Raw genomic sequence first — 16,719 nt, forward strand, 5'->3', positions numbered from 1 at the left:
GTGTCAAACGGAGGTGCAGCATAGCGGCAACAGCGGCCAGTGCAATTGCCTGTTATTACACGTTTGCCGCTTTACGATGGGAACCGTTCGGGCTATTAAGGCGTTATGGGATTAGTCCGGTTGGAGTGGCTAAAGCTACCTGTTTGCCTTTGCAGAACTTCCAACCCATAACGAATAGGGTGTATCAATGCGCGCCATGATTAAAATTGCTGCTGCCACCGCTTTGCTGGCAACCGTTGCTTCGGGCGCTTTTGCGCAGTCGGCGGAGTTCAAGAAGATCCACGAAGGCGCCCAGGTCACTGGCGTCTGCAATGGTGCCCTGACGCAAGCCCAGGAAAACAAGGTCGGCCTGATCGCCGCCGCCGGTGCCACGGACCTGACGATGGGTGCTATCCTGTCGTCCGAAACCAAAGTGCGCGGCGATGCTCGCGTTCAGGCTTACTCGCTGTGGTGCAAAGATGCCAAGAACACGGCAGCGATCAAATACTATACCGATACGGTAAAGTAAGAATTTCAGCCTCGCTGGAATTAGGAAACGCGGCCCTGCAACGGGCCGCGTTTTTGTTTTTGGGTTAGCGGCTGTGCAATCGGGCTTCGCCCATTTTGAACCAGGCTTTGACGATCTTCCCGTCGTCGATTTCATACATGGCAATCGTATCGATCTCGCCCGGCCCATCCGGGAAGGTGCGGGTGATATGCTCGTGGTCGATCACGAGGTTCCCAATGATCATGCGGGCGAGAATCTCGGCGTGCAGGTTCGGCTCCTCAAAACGCCCGACATAGCGCGCGCGGATTTCTGCGGTGCCCTGGGCGATAAGCTCGTTTGGGAACAGGAAGCATTGGCAATCGTCCGACCACCATTCCATGAACGCATCGATATCGCGCGCGTTATAGGCTTCGAGTTGCTTTTGGACGGGATATTCAATTGCGCCCGATCCCGTATGTTCACTGTGCATTGTATTGCTCCTTAAAAGGTTAGAGCCCGGCAAACCAGAGTTTTGCCGCCCCATAGACGCGGCTATCGTGCAGCTTAAACGGCAGGGGTAGGGAAATAGTTTCGCTTGCCGCGCTTTCCAGAATCACCAGCGCCTGCGGGGCGAGCCAATCGCCCGCGCGCAATGCCTCTAATGCCGGGGTTAGGAGATCGCGGCCATAGGGCGGGTCGAGATAGGCGAAATCGGCGGGGCGCGCGAGGCTGCGCGGGCCAAGCTTGGTGGCATCGCCCTGCACCACGGCAGGGGACGCGCCGAGGGCGGTGAAGTTCGCCCGCGCAAGGCTCACATCCCGATCCACGAACAGACAGGTTTCCGCCCCGCGCGACAGGGCTTCGAGCCCGACCGCGCCGGTGCCGCAAAAGACATCGAGCCAGACCGAGCCGCCGAGCGGCGCTTGGCCTAGCGGGGCATGGGCGAGGATATTGAACAAAGCTTCGCGGGTGCGGTCCGCTGTGGGGCGAACGTCCTTACCCGTCGGCGCGAGCAATCGCCGCCCGCGCCATTGGCCGCCGATAATGCGCATCGCCCGGTCTCCTTAGCGGTCCCGACCGGAAGGGCGGCGCGGTCCTGGCTTGCCGCCTGCGGGTTTTCCGCCGCTGGGACGACCGGCCCCGGCGGGCTTTCCTGCGCTGGGCTTTCCTGCGCTGGGTTTACCCCCGGCTTTTGCTCCGGCACGGGCCGCCGATCCGCGCGCGGCGGCGGCTTTGGCCATCGCCTTCTTCTTTTCTTCCCAGTTCATACCGCCGGTGCGCGGCTCGTCGAAGCGTTCTTCGCGCGGGGTTTCGTCCACTCGCCGCTCGGCCCGTTTGCGAACGACCATCGCGGGGCTGGGGCTCAGCGGTTGCGGCACGCGCGGGGCCTTCTCGTTGCGGCCCAATTGTTCGCGCAGAATGCGGGCGGGGATTTCCTCCACCGCGCCTTCCGGCAGATAGCCCAATTGGAACGGGCCGTAGGCGATGCGGATCAGCCGGTTCACCCGGTAGCCGAGATGGGCCATAACGCGGCGGATTTCGCGGTTCTTGCCTTCCGTGATACTCACCGTTAGCCAAGCGTTCGCAAGCCCCTGGCGCTTTTCCAGCACGGCTTCGATGGGGCCATAGCGCACGCCTTCGACCGTGACACCGTCCGCCAGCCCTGCGAGCGCGGCTTCATCGACATCGCCGTTCACCCGCACCCGGTAGCGGCGAATCCAGCCCGTGCTGGGAAGTTCCAAGCGCCGGGCAAGTTCGCCGTCGTTGGTCAGCAGCAGCAGGCCTTCCGAGGTGAGATCGAGCCGCCCGATGGAAATGACGCGCGGCATATCCTCGGGCAGTTTTTCGAACAATGTCGGGCGGCCTTCGGGGTCGCGGTGGGTGGTGACGAGCCCGGCGGGCTTATTATAGCGCCAAAGCCGCGTTGGTTCCTTTTCGGGCAACAGAACGCCATCGACGGTAATGCGGTCGGCCGCCGTCACCACGCAGGCGGGACTATCGAGCAGCTTACCGTTCACGGAAACGCGCTTTTCCTCGATCATCCGCTCCGCATCGCGGCGGGAGCAGATGCCCGCGCGGGCGATGCGCTTGGCGATACGTTCGCCCTCTTCTTTGAGAATAGCCTCTTTCGGCGCGGCGGCTTTTTTGGGCGCTTGCGGCTTCAGATCGTCGCTCATGCTGCGGACGCCGCGATGAGGGCGTTGAAAATGGCGCGGTCAGCCGGCGAGATATGATATTCCGGGTGCCACTGCACGCCGAGGCAGAAGCGCCGGGTGGGGTCTTCAATGCCTTCGATGACCCCATCGGGCGCGCTGGCGTTCACCAAAATCGACGCGGGAACGGCTTTGACCGCTTGATGATGGGCGCTATTCACCGGAATCCGCTCCTGCCCGACGATGCGGTGCAGGAGGGTATTGGCGGCAACGATCACCTCATGCCCGGCTTCGGTACGCGGATTGGGCTGTTCGTGCGGAATATCCGAGGGGATTTCGTCGGGCAGATGCTGCACGAGCGTTCCGCCCAGCGCCACCGCCAGAAGCTGCTGGCCGCCGCAGATGCCCAAAATCGGCAGATCTTTCGCCAGCAGGCCGCGCATCAGCGCGAGCTCGAAGGCGGTGCGCCGGTCCTTCGTGGTCACGGTCGCGTGCTTCACGGTCGCACCGAACAGGCTCGGGTCCACATCGAAGGCCCCGCCGGTCACGACGACGCCTTGGATATGGTCGAGATAGGCCAGCGCCAAATCAGGCTCGTGGGGCAGGCAGACCGGTAGGCCCCCCGCCGCTGCAATCGCGTCACAATAGTTCTGCCGAATGGCATACCAAGGTTGCTTGGCCCAGCCGCCCGCAGGTTCGGAATCGAGGGTCAGGCCGATAAGCGGCCGAGAAGGTTTCTTCGTCATGGCGCAAGATTAGGCCGAACGCTATGCTGCGACAACTGCTTGATAAAGGAGTGTGATACGCATGTTGACCGGAAAGACCGCCCTGGTAACGGGCTCCACCAGCGGTATCGGCCAAGGCATGGCCCTAAAATTGGCGGAAGCCGGGGCGAATATCGTCCTCAACGGCTTCGGCCCCGCCGACGAAATCGCCGCGCTGCGCACGCACATCGAAACTACCTATAAGGTTCAAGTCGATTATCACGGGGCCGATTTGTCCCGCGTCGCCGATATCGAAGACATGATGGCAATGGCAGCGGCTAAGTTTGGCCGGGTCGATATTCTCGTTAATAACGCCGGCATTCAGTTTACCGCGCCGACGCAGGATTTTCCGGTCGATAAGTGGGACGCGGTTATCGCGATTAACCTATCCAGCGCTTTCCATGCGATCCGCCTTGCGCTTCCGGCGATGCAGGCTGCCGGTTGGGGCCGGATCATCAATACGGCGTCGGTTCATGGCCTCGTTGCCTCGACCCATAAGATTGCCTATGTGGCCGCCAAACACGGCATCGTCGGGCTGACGAAGGTGGTCGCGCTCGAAAATGCGGGTAAGGGCATCACCTGCAACGCCATCGCCCCCGGCTGGGTGGCGACGCCGCTGGTGCAAAAGCAGATCGACGCGCGCGCGGCAGCCGAGGGTATTTCGGTGGACGATGCTCGCAAGAAGCTGCTGGGCGAAAAGCAACCGTCGATGGCTTTCGCCGAAACCGACCAATTGGGCGCGCTCGCGGTCTTCCTCTGCTCGTCGGCGGCGGATCAGATGACCGGCGTTACCCTGCCGATGGATGGCGGCTGGACCGCGCAATAGAGCGTGCGGTCTTCCGCCTATTGGGACCGGGCCTTCGCTGAAGCCGAAGCAGCTTCGGCGCGCGGCGAAGTGCCCGTTGGCGCGGTGGTGGTGGGGCCGGAGGGGCAGATTCTGGCGGCGGCGGGCAACCGCACCGAAGAATGGGCTGATGCCTCCGCCCATGCCGAGCTTCTCGCCTTGCGCGCTGCTGCCGAGGCGCTGGGTTCGCCCCGCCTCACCGGCTGCGATCTGTATGTGACGCTGGAGCCCTGCCCGATGTGCGCGGGGGCGATCAGCCATTTCCGCCTGCGCCGGGTTTATTTCGCCGCCTACGATCCGAAAGGCGGGGCGGTGGAACATGGCGCGCGCCTGTTCGACCAGCCGACCTGCCTGCACCGGCCCGAGGTTTATGGCGGGTTCCGGGAGCGGGAGGCGGCGGCGATGCTGCGCCGGTTCTTTGCCGCGCGGCGGTAGGAACCGGGCGCGCGATGGCTTACAATGGCTGCGAGACGGTGCGCGCGCAGGGGAACGAAATGGCTCAATCGGACATGCGGGTTCTGACCGCCGATATTCCGGCGGCGCTGGCAGAAAAGCTCAAAACGATGGCGGCAGACCGGGCGCAATCGCCGGATGTGATCGTTCAGCAGGCGCTCGCGGCCTGGATTGACGAGGAAGAGGAACGCTATCGGCTGACGCTGGAGGCCATCGCCCAAGTTGATGCCGGGCAGGTTGTTGCAGATGAGGACGTTCAAGCTTGGTTGGAAAGCTTAGAAACGGACACGCCCCTCCCGCGACCGAGATCAAAGTGACCGTCATATGGTCCGATCAGGCGTTGGAAGATATTGAACGCCTTTATAATTTCTTGAAATTGGACAACCCACGCGCGGCAATTAGAATGGTTAAAGAGCTGAGGCTTGCTCCGCAGCGGCTCCGCGCGATGCCTCGATTAGGACAAAGGATTTCTGAGTTTCCAGTCTCGGAAATCCGGCGGATGATTGTTGGGCACTATGAACTCCGCTACGAGATTCGACGCGAAGTGATCTATGTCCTACGCCTATGGCACGGGCGAGAGGAACGGCTCTAAGGCATTGAATAACGCCGATACAGCACCAGCGGGTCACCCGGCGCGGGTTCAATGAAGAGGCACAGGTCGGCGAGCGGCAGCCCTTTGGGAACCAGAGCGTCGAAAGCCGGGCGCAATCGGACCAGCGCATCGGCCCGCGCGGGCTCGGGCAGTGATCCCGTCAGGGTCAGATGCAGGCGGAATTCATCAAAGACGTAAGGATAGCCCCAACGCCGCAGATAGTCGGCTTGGCGTGTTGAAAGGTTCGGGCCGCGTTTGGCGATTTCGGCCTCGGTCAGCGGCGCGCGTAAGGGATCAAGCGCTTCGACGCAGCGACCGGCCAGCGCCGATAGCGCGTCCGGCGGGTTGATCGGGCAAAGGGCGAGAAACGAGCCGAGGCTTTGGACCGCGAGATCGAGGGGAACCGCCGTCAGGCTTTGCGCGAGGGCTTCCGTCGCGCGTTCAATTTCTGGCAGGCCGACGCCTGTCGCTGGGCGGAACGGTGCTTTCAGCGTCGCATGAAACCCGTAGCGGCGGGGGGCGTCGGTAATCGCTTCCCAGGCTTTTTCTTCCAGGCCCAGCTTGAGCGGCGGGACCCAGCGCCCGCGCGCGTCGCGCCCGAGCCACCGCGCGGCAAGCTCGGTGAGCGGTTGGCCTTCGGGCGGGGTCCAATAGAGCGCGACGCGGTAGGGGCTCACGCGACCCGCCGCCCGGCCCGCCAGACGCCTTGCACGATGGGCAACGGCGGCGCGCCCTCGTCCCGATGCAGGCGCACGCGCAGCAGATCGGCGCGTTTGCCGATTTCGAGACGGCCCCGATCATGGAGCCCTACGGCTTCGGCGGGGGTTGCCGTGGCAGTGGCCGCCGCTGCCGGAAGCTCGGCGTCGGTCGGGGCCAACAGGAAGACGGCCTGCAGCAGGCTGACCGGCATATAGTCGGAGGAAAGAATATCGAGCCAGCCGCGCGCCGCGAGATCGGCAGCGGCGATATTGCCGGAATGGGAGCCGCCGCGCACCAGGTTCGGTGCACCCATCAGCAGCTTCATCCCGGCTTGGCGCGATAGGTCGGCGGCTTCCAGGGTGGTGGGAAACTCGGCGATGCGCATGCCTTCGGCGGCGGCTTCGGCCACATGCTCCGGCTTGGCGTCGTCATGGCTGGCGAGGGGAAGGCCCAGGCGCTGGGCGGTAGCGACCACAGCCGCGCGCTGGGGGGCGGCGTAGCGCGCTTGCCGCGCCATGGTTTCGGCCTCGAAAGCCTGCATTTCCACGTCGGACAGGCTGAATTTCTTCTTATAGAAGTTGCGGTAATTGCCAAGGTCGGTGAACTGCCGCTGCCCTGGCGTGTGATCCATGATCGAGACCAGTTTTACCACGTCCGGCGTTGCCAGTTGCTCGACCAGATCCATCAAATCGGGGTAGGAGATTTCGCAGCGCAAATGCAGAAAATGTTCGGCGCGGGTCAGATCGTCGGCGCGGGCGGCGAGAATGGCGTCGGCCATCGTTTTCAGGCTTCGCACCCGCTCGGAGCCCTCGCGCACGTCGCCCAGGGCCAAAGCGTCAAGCACCGTCGTAATCCCGCTCCCCGCCATTTGTGCGTCATGGCTCAAGACAGCGGCCAAGGCGGGCCAGATTACGCCAGGGCGGGGCGAAAAATGCTTTTCAAGGTTATCGGTATGGAGTTCGATCAACCCCGGCAATAGATAGTCGCCGTCGCAATCCTGCGCGCCCGCTGCGCGACTAATGCCCGAGTCGAGGCCGACAATCTGGCCGTTCTGAACGATAATCGTGCCGTGAATGACCTCTTGCCGCAGGCATAGGCGCAGATTTGTCAGGATCATGGGTGGGTTGATCCTGGATGAGTGCGTCATTTATCTAGAACCTTTGTCCCGAAGACCGCTATGCTCGTTTTCGGTGTTAGAAATGAAAAGGCATTAGCAACGTGCGGCAAGCAGTATGGCAGAAAATCGCCGAGTCCTTGCAACAGGATATTCGCAATGGCCTGTTTGACGCAGATGGACGCCTGCCGACCGAAGTTGTGCTCGCCGCGCGTTTCTCTGTTAACCGCCATACCGTGCGCCAAGCGATTGGGCATTTGGCGGATTTGGGCATTGTTATGTCCCACCAGGGCCGCGGCGTATTTCTGCGCGATTCTGGGCTTGAGTACCGGGTGGGATCGCGCACGCGCCTGACCGATAATCTGATGCGCCAAGGGCGGCGGCCCGAACGGGAAGACCTTCATGCCGAAATCATTCCCGCCCCGCGCGCGGTTAGCCGGGCTTTGCGGTTGGCCATGTCCGCGCCGGTGCAGTGGCTCAGCTATCGCACGCGCGTGGAGGGGCGGTTGACGTGCCTCAACGATCATTATTTCGCCGCCGAGCGTTTCCCCGCGATTGGCGATAATTTTTTGCGCCTGGGGTCGATCACCGAGGCCCTGCGGGGGGAGGGTATCGAGGATTATTTGCGCGCCTCGACCCGAATCAACGCTCGCATCAGTTCGTCCAGCGAGGCCAAACTGCTCGACCTCAACCGGGGGCGACCGTTGCTTGTGACCTGGGGGGTTGATTGCGATCTGCTTGGCCGGCCGATTAGCGTCAATCAAGCTCGAATGGTCGCCGATTCCGTCACGCTGACCGTGGAGCGCGACGAATAGTCACTCCAAGGCTGATCATCCATAGTTTTGATACAGGTCAATGCCGCCCATCCCCCGAAGCCTAGTCTGCCCCCAACACGGCGCGCCCCAAGGGGGCCTGCCTCACCATCGAAACAAGGGGTTAGACGATGGCACTTCAATCGGGTTTCACCAAAGCCGCCGCGCTCGCGGTTCTTCTGCTGGGCGCAACCGGCGTGCAGGCCGCCGATCCCGCACCGGCAACCTTTAAGGCGGGCGATTTCATGGTGCGCGTGCGCGGCCTCGGCGTGCTGCCGGATGTGTCGAGCAAAGTTAGCGCGCCGGTGGGCGGCAAGGTCGACATCAGCAATGATTTTATTCCGGAAGTCGATTTCTCCTATTTCGTCACGCCGAATTTTTCGCTGGAGTTGATCGCGGGCACCTCGCGCCACAGCGTTACCGATAAAGGCTCGGTCGTTGGCGATACGCATATGGGAACGGTCCGGCTGCTGCCGCCAACCTTGACGGCGCAGTGGCATTTCCTGCCCAACGAGCGCATCAACCCCTATGTCGGCGCGGGCATCAACTATACGATTTTCTACGACGCTAAGAACGGCTCGCAGCATTCCGGCATTCGCTACGACGATAATTTTGGCTACGCCCTGCAAGCCGGGGTGGATGTGAATATTACCGGCAATTGGTACGCCAATCTCGACGTGAAGAAGATTTTCTTGAAGACCACGGCCCATGTGTCGGCCGCAAAAGCCATTCCGACCACGGCGAAAGTGGATATCGATCCGTGGATCGTCGGGATTGGGATTGGCTATAAGTTCTAACGCGCGATCCCTGCTGATACCGATTCCCTATCCCAAAGCAGGGTCTCTACCCGTCTCCGAGTTATCTCGGGGGCGGGTTTTTTTATGGGCGAATTGGTGGCTCTGGTTCGGGTCATTGGAATGCTCAGGCTTGACAGTATCAATAATGATACCAATAATTTGAATCAGTATTGAAATGGGGGTGATTCTCTTTCCGGGCGGCTTGGCCGGTTTCGGGTGGTTCTGGGGAGGTTTTGAATGCCAAAAGAGATTGACGCTATTGTCGGGCAGATGAAGATTTCACCCCAGAATATACGGCATGAAGACGCTAAAAAGGTCTGTGAATATTATTTCGGTCCGCCGCGCTAAAGCGCGACAAGCCATTGTGTGTTTAAGACATCGTGGCAGGGTGATCCTCGCGTGAATATACAGCGAGGAAAGGGTGGCAAGGCAAAGATTTATCAAGTGAAGCAGGTTCTTGCCGCAATTGATCGATTATTGCTCCAGGGGAAGGGAGAGGATGACGATGGTCGCTGATCGCTATACGTACCGTGTCGGATGGTCGGCTGAAGATGAAGAGTTTGTTGGGACGTGCGCCGAGTTTCCAAGCCTCTCCTGGCTTGATGCGGACGAAGACGAAACGTTCCGGGGTATCCGCAAACTCGTGCGGGAAACCGTCGTTGAAATGGCGGCTGCGGGTGAGCCCGTGCCGGAGCCCATCTCCTTGCGGCGATACTCGGGGAAATTTCAAGTGCGGACGACACCGGAAATTCACCGGCGTTTGGTGATCGAAGCGACCGAAGCCCAAGTATCGCTCAATCGCTTAATCAACAGTAAACTGCTGGGCTAGAGCCAACGGCCCAGCACCGCGTCTGTCTGCGTAATCCCAATCGGATTACCCTTCACGCTCATACCCTCCCAAACCCAGAGATGATGCTGGCGGATGGCGGCGGCGGGCAGGTGCGGGCGGTTGCGCGTGGTTTGGGCGTCGGCGATGACCTGGACGCGGTAGCCTTCACTGGCCGCGCGGCGCACGCTGGTGTCGATGCAAAATTCGGTCGCATAGCCACACACATAAATATCGGTCACGCCCAGGCGGGTGAGCAGGGCCGCAAGCTCGGTGCCCAAAAACGCGTCGCAGCTTTCTTTTGCGACCAGATGCTCGCCGTCGCGCGGCGCGATGGCGGCGGGCCACTGCCAGCTTGGGGTGTCGCGTTCGAAACTCGTGCCTGCCTCCTCATGCTGCACCATAATCACGGGCAGGCCTGCCTTACGCGCGGCGTCCTTTAGGCGGGCGAGCCGCTCCAGAATAATTTCGGCCTCGGCGGCGACGGGGGTATCGAACACCGCCTGCTGAAAATCGATGAGCAGCAGCGCGGCGTTGGGGGTGGTCATGGCGAGGGCCTTCGGTAGCGAGTAAGGCCGTCACCTCAGCATAGTTTAGCCGATCTGGGCAAGACCCGGCAGAATACCCATGCGCTGTTACGGATAACCGCAAAAGACCTGTGAAGTTTGCCATCAGGATTTTCCACAATAGGGCAAGATCCCACGCGGATTTGCGGATGTCCACAATAGTAGGCGGCCTTATTCCTGTCACAGTCGGCTCAATTTTGGTGCGCCTCTATTCCTCGGGCGTCCGAAAAAGAATCGAGAGGATGGGAGAAACCTCAATGGCTATTGCAAGCGCGCAGGCCCAGCCGCGCAAACCCTTCTATCGTCAACTCTATGTACAAGTCCTCGTCGCCATCGTACTTGGCGCGCTGGTCGGCATTCTTGCCCCGGATTTTGCCCAGAACCCCTGGATCAAAGCGATGGGGGATGGGTTTGTAAAACTCATCAAGATGATGATTGCCCCGATCATCTTCTGCACCGTGGTTTCGGGCATCGCCCATATTCAAGACGCGAGCAAAGTGGGGCGCGTTGGCCTGAAGGCGCTGTTTTACTTCGAAGTCGTCTCCACCTTCGCCCTGGTGCTCGGGCTTTTGGTCGGTAACATCGTCGAGCCCGGCGCGGGGTTTGTCGGCACCAAGGTCGATGCCGCCGCAACGGCAGGCTTTGCCAAGCAGGCGGGCGAAATGAAGACCATCGATTTCGTGATGGGCATTATCCCGGATTCGCTGATTGGTGCTTTTGCCAAGGGCGACGTGCTGCAAGTGCTGCTGGCCGCCATTCTCTTCGGTTTTGCGCTGATGTTCTTAGGCGACCGGGGCAAGACAATGCGGGGCTTTATCGATGATGCCGCCCACGCCGTCTTCGGCGTTATTGCCATTATCATGAAAGCCGCCCCGATTGGCGCTTTCGGCGCGATGGCCTTTACCATCGGCAAATACGGCCCCGCTGCCCTGGGCAATCTGCTGGGGCTGATCGCCACCTTCTATGTCACGGCGGCGCTGTTCGTCTTCGTCGTACTCGGCCTTATCGCGCGGATCGCGGGTTTCAGCATTTTCCGCTTCCTGGGGTATATTAAGGACGAGTTGCTGATCGTCCTCGGCACCTCTTCGTCGGAAAGCGCGCTGCCGCAGTTGATGGAAAAGCTGGAACGCCTCGGCTGCTCCAAGTCGGTGGTGGGGCTGGTGGTGCCCACGGGCTATTCCTTCAACCTCGACGGCACCAATATCTATATGACGCTGGCGACCCTGTTCGTGGCGCAGGCGATGGGCGTTCACCTCAGCTTCGGCGAACAGGTGACGATCCTGCTGGTGGCGATGCTGACCTCGAAAGGCGCAAGCGGGATTACCGGCGCGGGCTTCATCACCCTCGCCGCAACCCTCGCCGCCGTTCGCCCGGAACTGGTGCCCGGCATGGCGATTGTCTTCGGCATCGATAAATTCATGAGCGAATGCCGCGCCATCACCAACCTCTGCGGCAATGGCGTCGCGACGGTCGTCGTCGCCTGGTGGGAAGGCGAATTGGACCGCGACAAGCTGAACAAGGCCTTGTCGCGGAACATCGACCCGTCGGATATCGAGACGGCGCTGACGACGGGGGCGGAGAGCCGGACGGCGGCGGAATAGCGGCTGATTAGACAGGTTTTTCAGAATGCCGGTGTCGATTTCTGACACCGGCATTCTTTTTATTTCAACCGCGCCCCATGCCACGCCAAATGTTCAGCAATAAAGCTGGCGATGAAGAAGTAGGAATGGTCGTAGCCTTCCTGCCGTCGCAGGGTCAGCGGCTGGCCTGCTTTCGCGCAGGCGGCTTCCAGGAGTTCCGGCTTGAGTTGCGTGGTCAGAAAACTGTCGGCGGTGCCTTGATCGACCAAAATCTCGGGCACCCGTGCGCCGTCGTCGATCAGCGCGCAGGCATCATAGGCGCGCCACGCCGCCCGATCCGGGCCGAGGTAGCCGGTCAGGGCTTTTTCGCCCCAGGGGCAGTTCAGCGGCGAAACGATGGGGGCGAAGGCGGAGACGGAGCGGAAGCGGGCGGGGTTGCGCAGGGCAATGGTCAGCGCTCCGTGCCCGCCCATCGAATGGCCGCTGATGCCTTGCCGGGTCATATCGGCGGGAAATTCCGCAGCCACCAGGGCCGTGAGTTCCGTCTCTAAATAAGACCGCATGCGGTAATGCTGCGCCCAGGGCGCTTCGGTGGCATCCACATAGAAGCCCGCGCCGAGGCCGAAGTCATAGGCTTTTTCGGCATCGTCCGGCACGCCCTCGCCGCGGGGGGAGGTGTCGGGGGCGATCAGCATCAGGCCCAACTCGGCGGCCACCCGCTGCGCCCCGGCCTTCACGGTAAAATTTTCTTCCGTGCAGGTGAGGCCCGCGAGGAACCACAGAACCGGCACCGGCCCGTGTGCCGCCTGGGGCGGGGTGAAGACGGCGAAACGCATCGCCGTTCCTGTTTCCGCCGAAGAATGCTGATAGGTGGCCTGGGTGCCGCCGAAGCATTTCGCCTGGGAAAGCCGTTCCAGCGCCATTAGTAGACCACCACCGAGCGGATGGATTTGCCTTCGTGCATCAGGTCGAAGGCGGTGTTGATCTCATCGAGCGGCATCGTGTGGGTGATGAGGCTGTCGATATCGATTTTGCCGTCCATGTACCAATCGACGATTTTCGGCACATCCGTGCGCCCGCGCGCGCCGCCGAAGGCCGAGCCTTTCCACACGCGGCCCGTGACCAGTTGGAAGGGGCGGGTGGAAATTTCGGTGCCCGAAGGGGCGACGCCGATGATGATGCTCTCGCCCCAACCGCGATGGCAGCATTCCAGCGCTTGCCGCATGGTGTGGATATTGCCGATACACTCGAAGGAGAAATCGGCCCCGCCGCCGGTGATATCGACGATGGCTTCCACCACCTTGTCGCGGCCCACCGCGTCCGGGTTCACGAAATGGGTCATGCCGAATTTCTTCGCCATGTCGACCTTGCTGGGGTTGAGATCGACGCCGATGATTTTATCGGCCCCAACCATGCGCGCGCCTTGGATGACGTTGAGGCCAATGCCGCCGAGCCCGAACACCACCACATTCGCCCCGGCCCAAACCTTCGCGGTATACACCACCGCGCCGATGCCCGTCGTCACGCCGCAGCCGATGTAGCAAATCTTATCGAAGGGCGCGTCTTCCCGCACTTTCGCCAGGGCGATTTCCGGCAGCACCGTAAAATTCGAGAAGGTCGAGCAGCCCATATAGTGAAAAATTTCCGAACTGCGCTCGCAGGAAAACCGCGTGGTTTTATCGGGCATCAGCCCTTGGCCTTGGGTCGCGCGGATCGAGGTGCAGAGGTTCGAGCGCTGCGACAGGCAGGTTTTGCACTGGCGGCATTCGGGGGTGTAGAGCGGAATGACGTGATCGCCCACCTTCACCGAGGTCACGCCCGCGCCAATCTCCCGCACAATGCCCGCGCCCTCATGGCCGAGAATGGCGGGGAATTTGCCTTCGGAATCAAGGCCCGAGAGCGTGTAGGCATCGGTATGGCACACGCCGGTCGCCATAATCTCCACCAGCACTTCCCCCGCCTTGGGGCCGCCGATCTCGATGGTTTCAATGGTCAGCGGCTGATTGGCAGCCCAGGCAACGGCGGCACGGGATTTCATCGGGCGGGATCTTTCCGGCAAGCAAGAGATAGCGGCGTAAAGGTAAAGGCCGGGGCGGGGCGTCGCAATATGTTATCGTCGGGCGCGCTTTTCGCCGGGCGGTTACTTCTCCGATAGGGCGATTTTGACGCCGGGGCCTGCCGTGCGGGCTTCGAGCAGAAGACGGGCGGCAACCCCATCGGTCGGGTTCGCCTCGGCATAGGCGATCAGCCGGGCGAGCGCGTCGCCCGCGCTGGTGGCAAGGGCAATGTAAATATCGGCCCAATCACCGCCCCAGGGCGCGGGGACGGGCGAGACTTCCCACAGTTCAAGGTCAGAGTCGCGGCCAACCACGCGCACTTGAGCGACGGGACGGGCGGCCCAATCTGGCGCGGGCGGGGTTTGGTCGAGCACGCTTCGGCTGACCAATACCCGCGTGCCGAAGACCTTATTGGTGCCTTCTAAGCGGGAGGCGGCGTTTACCACATCGCCCGCCGCATCATATTTCAACCGATGCGCCGCGCCGAAACTGCCGACCGTCGCAAGCCCACTGTGAACGCCAATGCGGGTTACGCCCAAGCGGATGCCGCGCGCTGCCTGCTCTCGGCGGAATTTTTCGGCGACGCGGTCCAGCACCAGCGCGCACCGCAACGCCCGCGCGGCGTGATCGGGCGCATGATCGGGGGCACCGAAGAGCGCGAACAGGGAATCGCCGATAAAATCGATAATGATGCCCCCTGCGGCGGTCACTTCATCGGAGAGGGCGGCGAAATAGGCGTTCAGAATCTCGGTCACTTGCTCGGGCGCAAGCGTTTCGGCCAAGCTGGTCCAGCCCTGAAGGTCGGTGAACAGGGGGGTGACGGTACGGCGTTCGGGGCGAATGCCAATCGCCCCATCGCGGGTTAGCAGATCATCGACCACCGAGCGCGGTACATAGCGCCCGAACAGATCGCGGATTTGCTCGCGCTCCGCGAGCCCGTGCCGCATGGTCGCAAACGCCTCACTTGCAGCGCGCAGCTCGCGCAGGCCCGATTGGGGCAGCGGAACGGCGGCGTCCGGTCCATCAATCGCGATTTGGCGGGCGGCGTCGGCCAAGGCTTCGATGGGGCGGGCGAAGCGGGCGCTCAGTCCCCAGGCCGCGCCAACCGCGCCCAATAGAATCACCCCACCGAGGGCGGCCAAAACGATCAACCCGGCGCGCTGATCGGCGATTAAATCACCCTGATAGTAGGAGCCGATTACCCAAGGCTCATCGGTTCCGGCGTTCATCGTGCGCCAGGCCGCAATCGTGCCGTCCGCCATGCGAACCCGGCCCACGGTGCGGTCGGCCTCCATCCACAGGGCGGGAAACGCCTCAAGCTGCGCGTCGGCCAGCAGGGCCCGCGTTGGCAGCTCCATCAAGGACCGTCCCGCCAACGCGGGGTGCGCAACCACCAGATCGCGGCCATAGAGAATGAAGGGCACTTGCCCGGCGGGGCGGGGCAAATCGCGCAAGAAAGTGGAAAGCTGGTTAAGGGTGAGCGTGACGGTCAGCCGCCCTAAGGGTTTCCCGTCGCGGCGCAAAGGAGCTTCAAACGCTATTTCCGGCTGTTGCGTGACGGTATCCAGCGTCGGGGCCAGCCAGCGCGGCACTTCGGTAGGGCCGGGGAGGGCGGCATCGAGCGGCGTTTGCGTCGGATGATACGGGTCTGCCCCCGTCCAGCGCGTTAACCGGCCGGGGGTCGCCACGCGCAGGCGCGCGGCTTGGGGAACCGCTTTCAGGAGAACCGAGACCGTCTCGGCAAAAGCGGGGGTGCCCGGCTCAAGACGGCCATCGTCCACCGCCTGCCGAAGCGCCTGGGCGAGGTCTACGACCCCATCGACCCCGGCGAGCAGAAAGCCCGCCGTTTGCTCCAAGGTTGCGGCCGCGCGGGCATCCATCAGCGTGTCGCTCGCCTGCCGAGCGCCGCGATAGCCGAGCAAGAGGGAGGCTATCACCGCCGCCCCGACTAGCGCGCCGACCGCAGCCGTAAGCGCGGCGGCGATTCCAATGGTTCTTGGGGCCTGTTTGGGGGGCATTCGCCAGATCCTATCGTCGTGTCCACGCGCCATCGGCGGAGGGACTATGACCTAACATATCGAAAAATAACCGTTAAAAGCACCTTGGTTCAGCGAGCATGGCGAGGGCGATAAAATGCTGCTGGCGCGGGCGAGCGGCACCGACGCGGCCCGCTTTTGAGAAAACTGGAACCGGTTGCACGCCGACGGCGCCCGTCGAATCCCCGCTTAACGCAAGCGCGCCCACCAGCGCTTTGCCCAAGCACGCGCGGCGTTGATACCCGCGCGGGCCGCCTGCCATAGGGGTTGTCGATCAAGCCAGCCATGAACCCGCGCGCGCCACTCTATAATGAGCCGATGCGCCCAGGCGATGATCGTGAAGGTCAGGAGTTGCGACCGGCATTCCCGCCAGAGCGTGACCACCATCAACCCGCCCAGCATTTTCAGCGCCACCAGCACGCCGAGCCCCACCCATAGATGCCCCGTGCTGACCAGGCCAAGCGCGGCAACCTTACCGCCCTCGGCGATCCCCAACAGAAGGCTGAAGAGAATTAAGGCTTCCCATTTGGAGCGCTGGCGCAACCAGCGATGCAGCGCTTCTAGCGGGAAAGCCCGGTCCAAAACCCGGCGCAGGGCATCAAGCAGCCCCCAAGCGAGTTCTTCCAGCAGCACGAATGCGCCAAGAACGATGGCCGTTATGCGGCGCAGGAGGGTTTTCAGCATGGCGGTCTTAATCCGTTGGTGCTTTTCTAAGGAACCAGAAAAGCCACGTTACGGTTAATCCGCAATTCTCATTGCAATGCTTCTGGAATAGCTTTTTTGAGAAAGCCAATACTCTCAACAAATTCAATCGCTTACGAGAAAATTTGGCGGATGGGGAGTCCGTTGAACTAAGGGTTTTCGGGACTTTCTCGGACACCCTCGGAAAATTATATCCTATTGATATTGCTATCATATTTTCCGATAATGTCCAAGAGGCTCCAGCCCCATCCAGAAAAA

20 protein-coding genes are annotated in these 16,719 nt (G+C 61.9%); 9 read left to right on the forward strand and 11 right to left on the reverse strand.

What is annotated here, in order from left to right; translation table 11 throughout:
* The first annotated feature begins 187 nt into the window (after positions 1-187).
* Complete coding sequence (locus ACIQ36_RS05505; RefSeq protein WP_395826688.1) at positions 188-508, forward strand: hypothetical protein; 321 nt, start codon at positions 188-190, stop codon at positions 506-508.
* A 64-nt stretch (positions 509-572) separates the two neighbouring features.
* On the opposite strand, the gene ACIQ36_RS05510 is transcribed toward ACIQ36_RS05505, so the two are convergent.
* Genes ACIQ36_RS05510 through ACIQ36_RS05525 form a run of 4 tightly spaced genes read right to left on the reverse strand, consistent with a single transcriptional unit; the run spans position 573 to position 3,365 of the window.
* Positions 573-956: a nuclear transport factor 2 family protein gene (locus ACIQ36_RS05510; RefSeq protein WP_395826690.1), complete on the reverse strand. Its 384-nt coding sequence runs from the start codon at positions 954-956 to the stop codon at positions 573-575.
* Between the two features lie 19 nt (positions 957-975).
* Positions 976-1,518, reverse strand: a complete 543-nt coding sequence (rsmD, locus tag ACIQ36_RS05515; RefSeq protein ID WP_395826692.1) for a 16S rRNA (guanine(966)-N(2))-methyltransferase RsmD — start codon at positions 1,516-1,518, stop codon at positions 976-978.
* Between the two features lie 12 nt (positions 1,519-1,530).
* The gene (locus ACIQ36_RS05520; RefSeq protein WP_395826693.1) at positions 1,531-2,643 is read right to left on the reverse strand and encodes a pseudouridine synthase; all 1,113 of its coding nucleotides are present in this window, start codon (positions 2,641-2,643) and stop codon (positions 1,531-1,533) included.
* Positions 2,640-3,365 carry a gamma-glutamyl-gamma-aminobutyrate hydrolase family protein gene (locus ACIQ36_RS05525; RefSeq protein WP_395826695.1) on the reverse strand — a complete coding sequence of 242 codons (726 nt, stop codon included), beginning with the start codon at positions 3,363-3,365 and terminating at the stop codon, positions 2,640-2,642. The genes ACIQ36_RS05520 and ACIQ36_RS05525 overlap by 4 nt, the downstream gene beginning before the upstream one ends.
* Before the next feature lie 61 nt (positions 3,366-3,426).
* On the opposite strand from ACIQ36_RS05525, the gene ACIQ36_RS05530 reads away from it, so the two are divergent.
* Genes ACIQ36_RS05530 through ACIQ36_RS05545 form a run of 4 tightly spaced genes read left to right on the forward strand, consistent with a single transcriptional unit; the run spans position 3,427 to position 5,272 of the window.
* Positions 3,427-4,209: a 3-hydroxybutyrate dehydrogenase gene (locus tag ACIQ36_RS05530; RefSeq protein ID WP_395826697.1), complete on the forward strand. Its 783-nt coding sequence runs from the start codon at positions 3,427-3,429 to the stop codon at positions 4,207-4,209.
* A gap of 3 nt (positions 4,210-4,212) precedes the next feature.
* Complete coding sequence (locus ACIQ36_RS05535; protein WP_395826698.1) at positions 4,213-4,662, forward strand: nucleoside deaminase; 450 nt, start codon at positions 4,213-4,215, stop codon at positions 4,660-4,662.
* Between the two features lie 59 nt (positions 4,663-4,721).
* Complete coding sequence (locus ACIQ36_RS05540) at positions 4,722-4,997, forward strand: CopG family ribbon-helix-helix protein (RefSeq protein WP_395826700.1); 276 nt, start codon at positions 4,722-4,724, stop codon at positions 4,995-4,997.
* Positions 4,994-5,272: a type II toxin-antitoxin system RelE/ParE family toxin gene (locus ACIQ36_RS05545; RefSeq protein WP_395826702.1), complete on the forward strand. Its 279-nt coding sequence runs from the start codon at positions 4,994-4,996 to the stop codon at positions 5,270-5,272. The genes ACIQ36_RS05540 and ACIQ36_RS05545 overlap by 4 nt, the downstream gene beginning before the upstream one ends.
* On the opposite strand, the gene ACIQ36_RS05550 is transcribed toward ACIQ36_RS05545, so the two are convergent.
* Together ACIQ36_RS05550 and ACIQ36_RS05555 are read right to left on the reverse strand one after the other, a co-directional pair.
* Positions 5,269-5,949, reverse strand: a complete 681-nt coding sequence (locus ACIQ36_RS05550; RefSeq protein WP_395826704.1) for a DUF1045 domain-containing protein — start codon at positions 5,947-5,949, stop codon at positions 5,269-5,271. The two genes, ACIQ36_RS05545 and ACIQ36_RS05550, sit on opposite strands and share 4 nt — an antisense overlap.
* A complete protein-coding gene (locus ACIQ36_RS05555; RefSeq protein ID WP_395826706.1) occupies positions 5,946-7,088 on the reverse strand; it encodes an alpha-D-ribose 1-methylphosphonate 5-triphosphate diphosphatase in 1,143 nt (380 codons plus the stop codon). The genes ACIQ36_RS05550 and ACIQ36_RS05555 overlap by 4 nt, the downstream gene beginning before the upstream one ends.
* Positions 7,089-7,189: 101 nt before the next feature.
* On the opposite strand from ACIQ36_RS05555, the gene phnF reads away from it, so the two are divergent.
* The 3 genes from phnF to ACIQ36_RS05570 all read left to right on the forward strand — a co-directional run bounded on the left by phnF (position 7,190) and on the right by ACIQ36_RS05570 (position 9,523).
* Positions 7,190-7,900, forward strand: a complete 711-nt coding sequence (gene phnF / locus ACIQ36_RS05560; RefSeq protein ID WP_395826707.1) for a phosphonate metabolism transcriptional regulator PhnF — start codon at positions 7,190-7,192, stop codon at positions 7,898-7,900.
* A 128-nt stretch (positions 7,901-8,028) separates the two neighbouring features.
* Positions 8,029-8,694 (forward strand): OmpW family protein, encoded by a 666-nt coding sequence (locus ACIQ36_RS05565; protein WP_395826709.1) that lies wholly within the window; start codon positions 8,029-8,031, stop codon positions 8,692-8,694.
* A gap of 499 nt (positions 8,695-9,193) precedes the next feature.
* The gene (locus ACIQ36_RS05570) at positions 9,194-9,523 is read left to right on the forward strand and encodes a type II toxin-antitoxin system HicB family antitoxin (protein ID WP_395826711.1); all 330 of its coding nucleotides are present in this window, start codon (positions 9,194-9,196) and stop codon (positions 9,521-9,523) included.
* Here the strand turns inward: ACIQ36_RS05570 and ACIQ36_RS05575 are convergent.
* On the reverse strand, positions 9,520-10,068 hold the full coding sequence (locus tag ACIQ36_RS05575) for a cysteine hydrolase family protein (RefSeq protein WP_395826713.1): 549 nt from the start codon (positions 10,066-10,068) through the stop codon (positions 9,520-9,522). The two genes, ACIQ36_RS05570 and ACIQ36_RS05575, sit on opposite strands and share 4 nt — an antisense overlap.
* Positions 10,069-10,343: 275 nt before the next feature.
* Between ACIQ36_RS05575 and ACIQ36_RS05580 the strand changes: the two genes are divergently transcribed.
* Positions 10,344-11,687 carry a dicarboxylate/amino acid:cation symporter gene (locus ACIQ36_RS05580; RefSeq protein ID WP_395826715.1) on the forward strand — a complete coding sequence of 448 codons (1,344 nt, stop codon included), beginning with the start codon at positions 10,344-10,346 and terminating at the stop codon, positions 11,685-11,687.
* 59 nt (positions 11,688-11,746) lie between these two features.
* On the opposite strand, the gene fghA is transcribed toward ACIQ36_RS05580, so the two are convergent.
* The 4 genes from fghA to ACIQ36_RS05600 form a co-directional block, all read right to left on the reverse strand.
* Positions 11,747-12,589 (reverse strand): S-formylglutathione hydrolase, encoded by an 843-nt coding sequence (gene fghA / locus ACIQ36_RS05585; protein ID WP_395826716.1) that lies wholly within the window; start codon positions 12,587-12,589, stop codon positions 11,747-11,749.
* Positions 12,589-13,704, reverse strand: coding sequence for an S-(hydroxymethyl)glutathione dehydrogenase/class III alcohol dehydrogenase (locus ACIQ36_RS05590; RefSeq protein WP_395826718.1), 1,116 nt, complete (start codon positions 13,702-13,704; stop codon positions 12,589-12,591). The genes fghA and ACIQ36_RS05590 overlap by 1 nt, the downstream gene beginning before the upstream one ends.
* Before the next feature lie 102 nt (positions 13,705-13,806).
* On the reverse strand, positions 13,807-15,741 hold the full coding sequence (locus ACIQ36_RS05595) for an adenylate/guanylate cyclase domain-containing protein (protein WP_395826720.1): 1,935 nt from the start codon (positions 15,739-15,741) through the stop codon (positions 13,807-13,809).
* A gap of 207 nt (positions 15,742-15,948) precedes the next feature.
* Positions 15,949-16,443 carry a hypothetical protein gene (locus tag ACIQ36_RS05600; RefSeq protein ID WP_395826722.1) on the reverse strand — a complete coding sequence of 165 codons (495 nt, stop codon included), beginning with the start codon at positions 16,441-16,443 and terminating at the stop codon, positions 15,949-15,951.
* Positions 16,444-16,719 lie beyond the last annotated feature (276 nt).

It is taken from the genome of Elstera sp. (assembly GCF_044372965.1).
GTDB lineage: Bacteria > Pseudomonadota > Alphaproteobacteria > Elsterales > Elsteraceae > Elstera.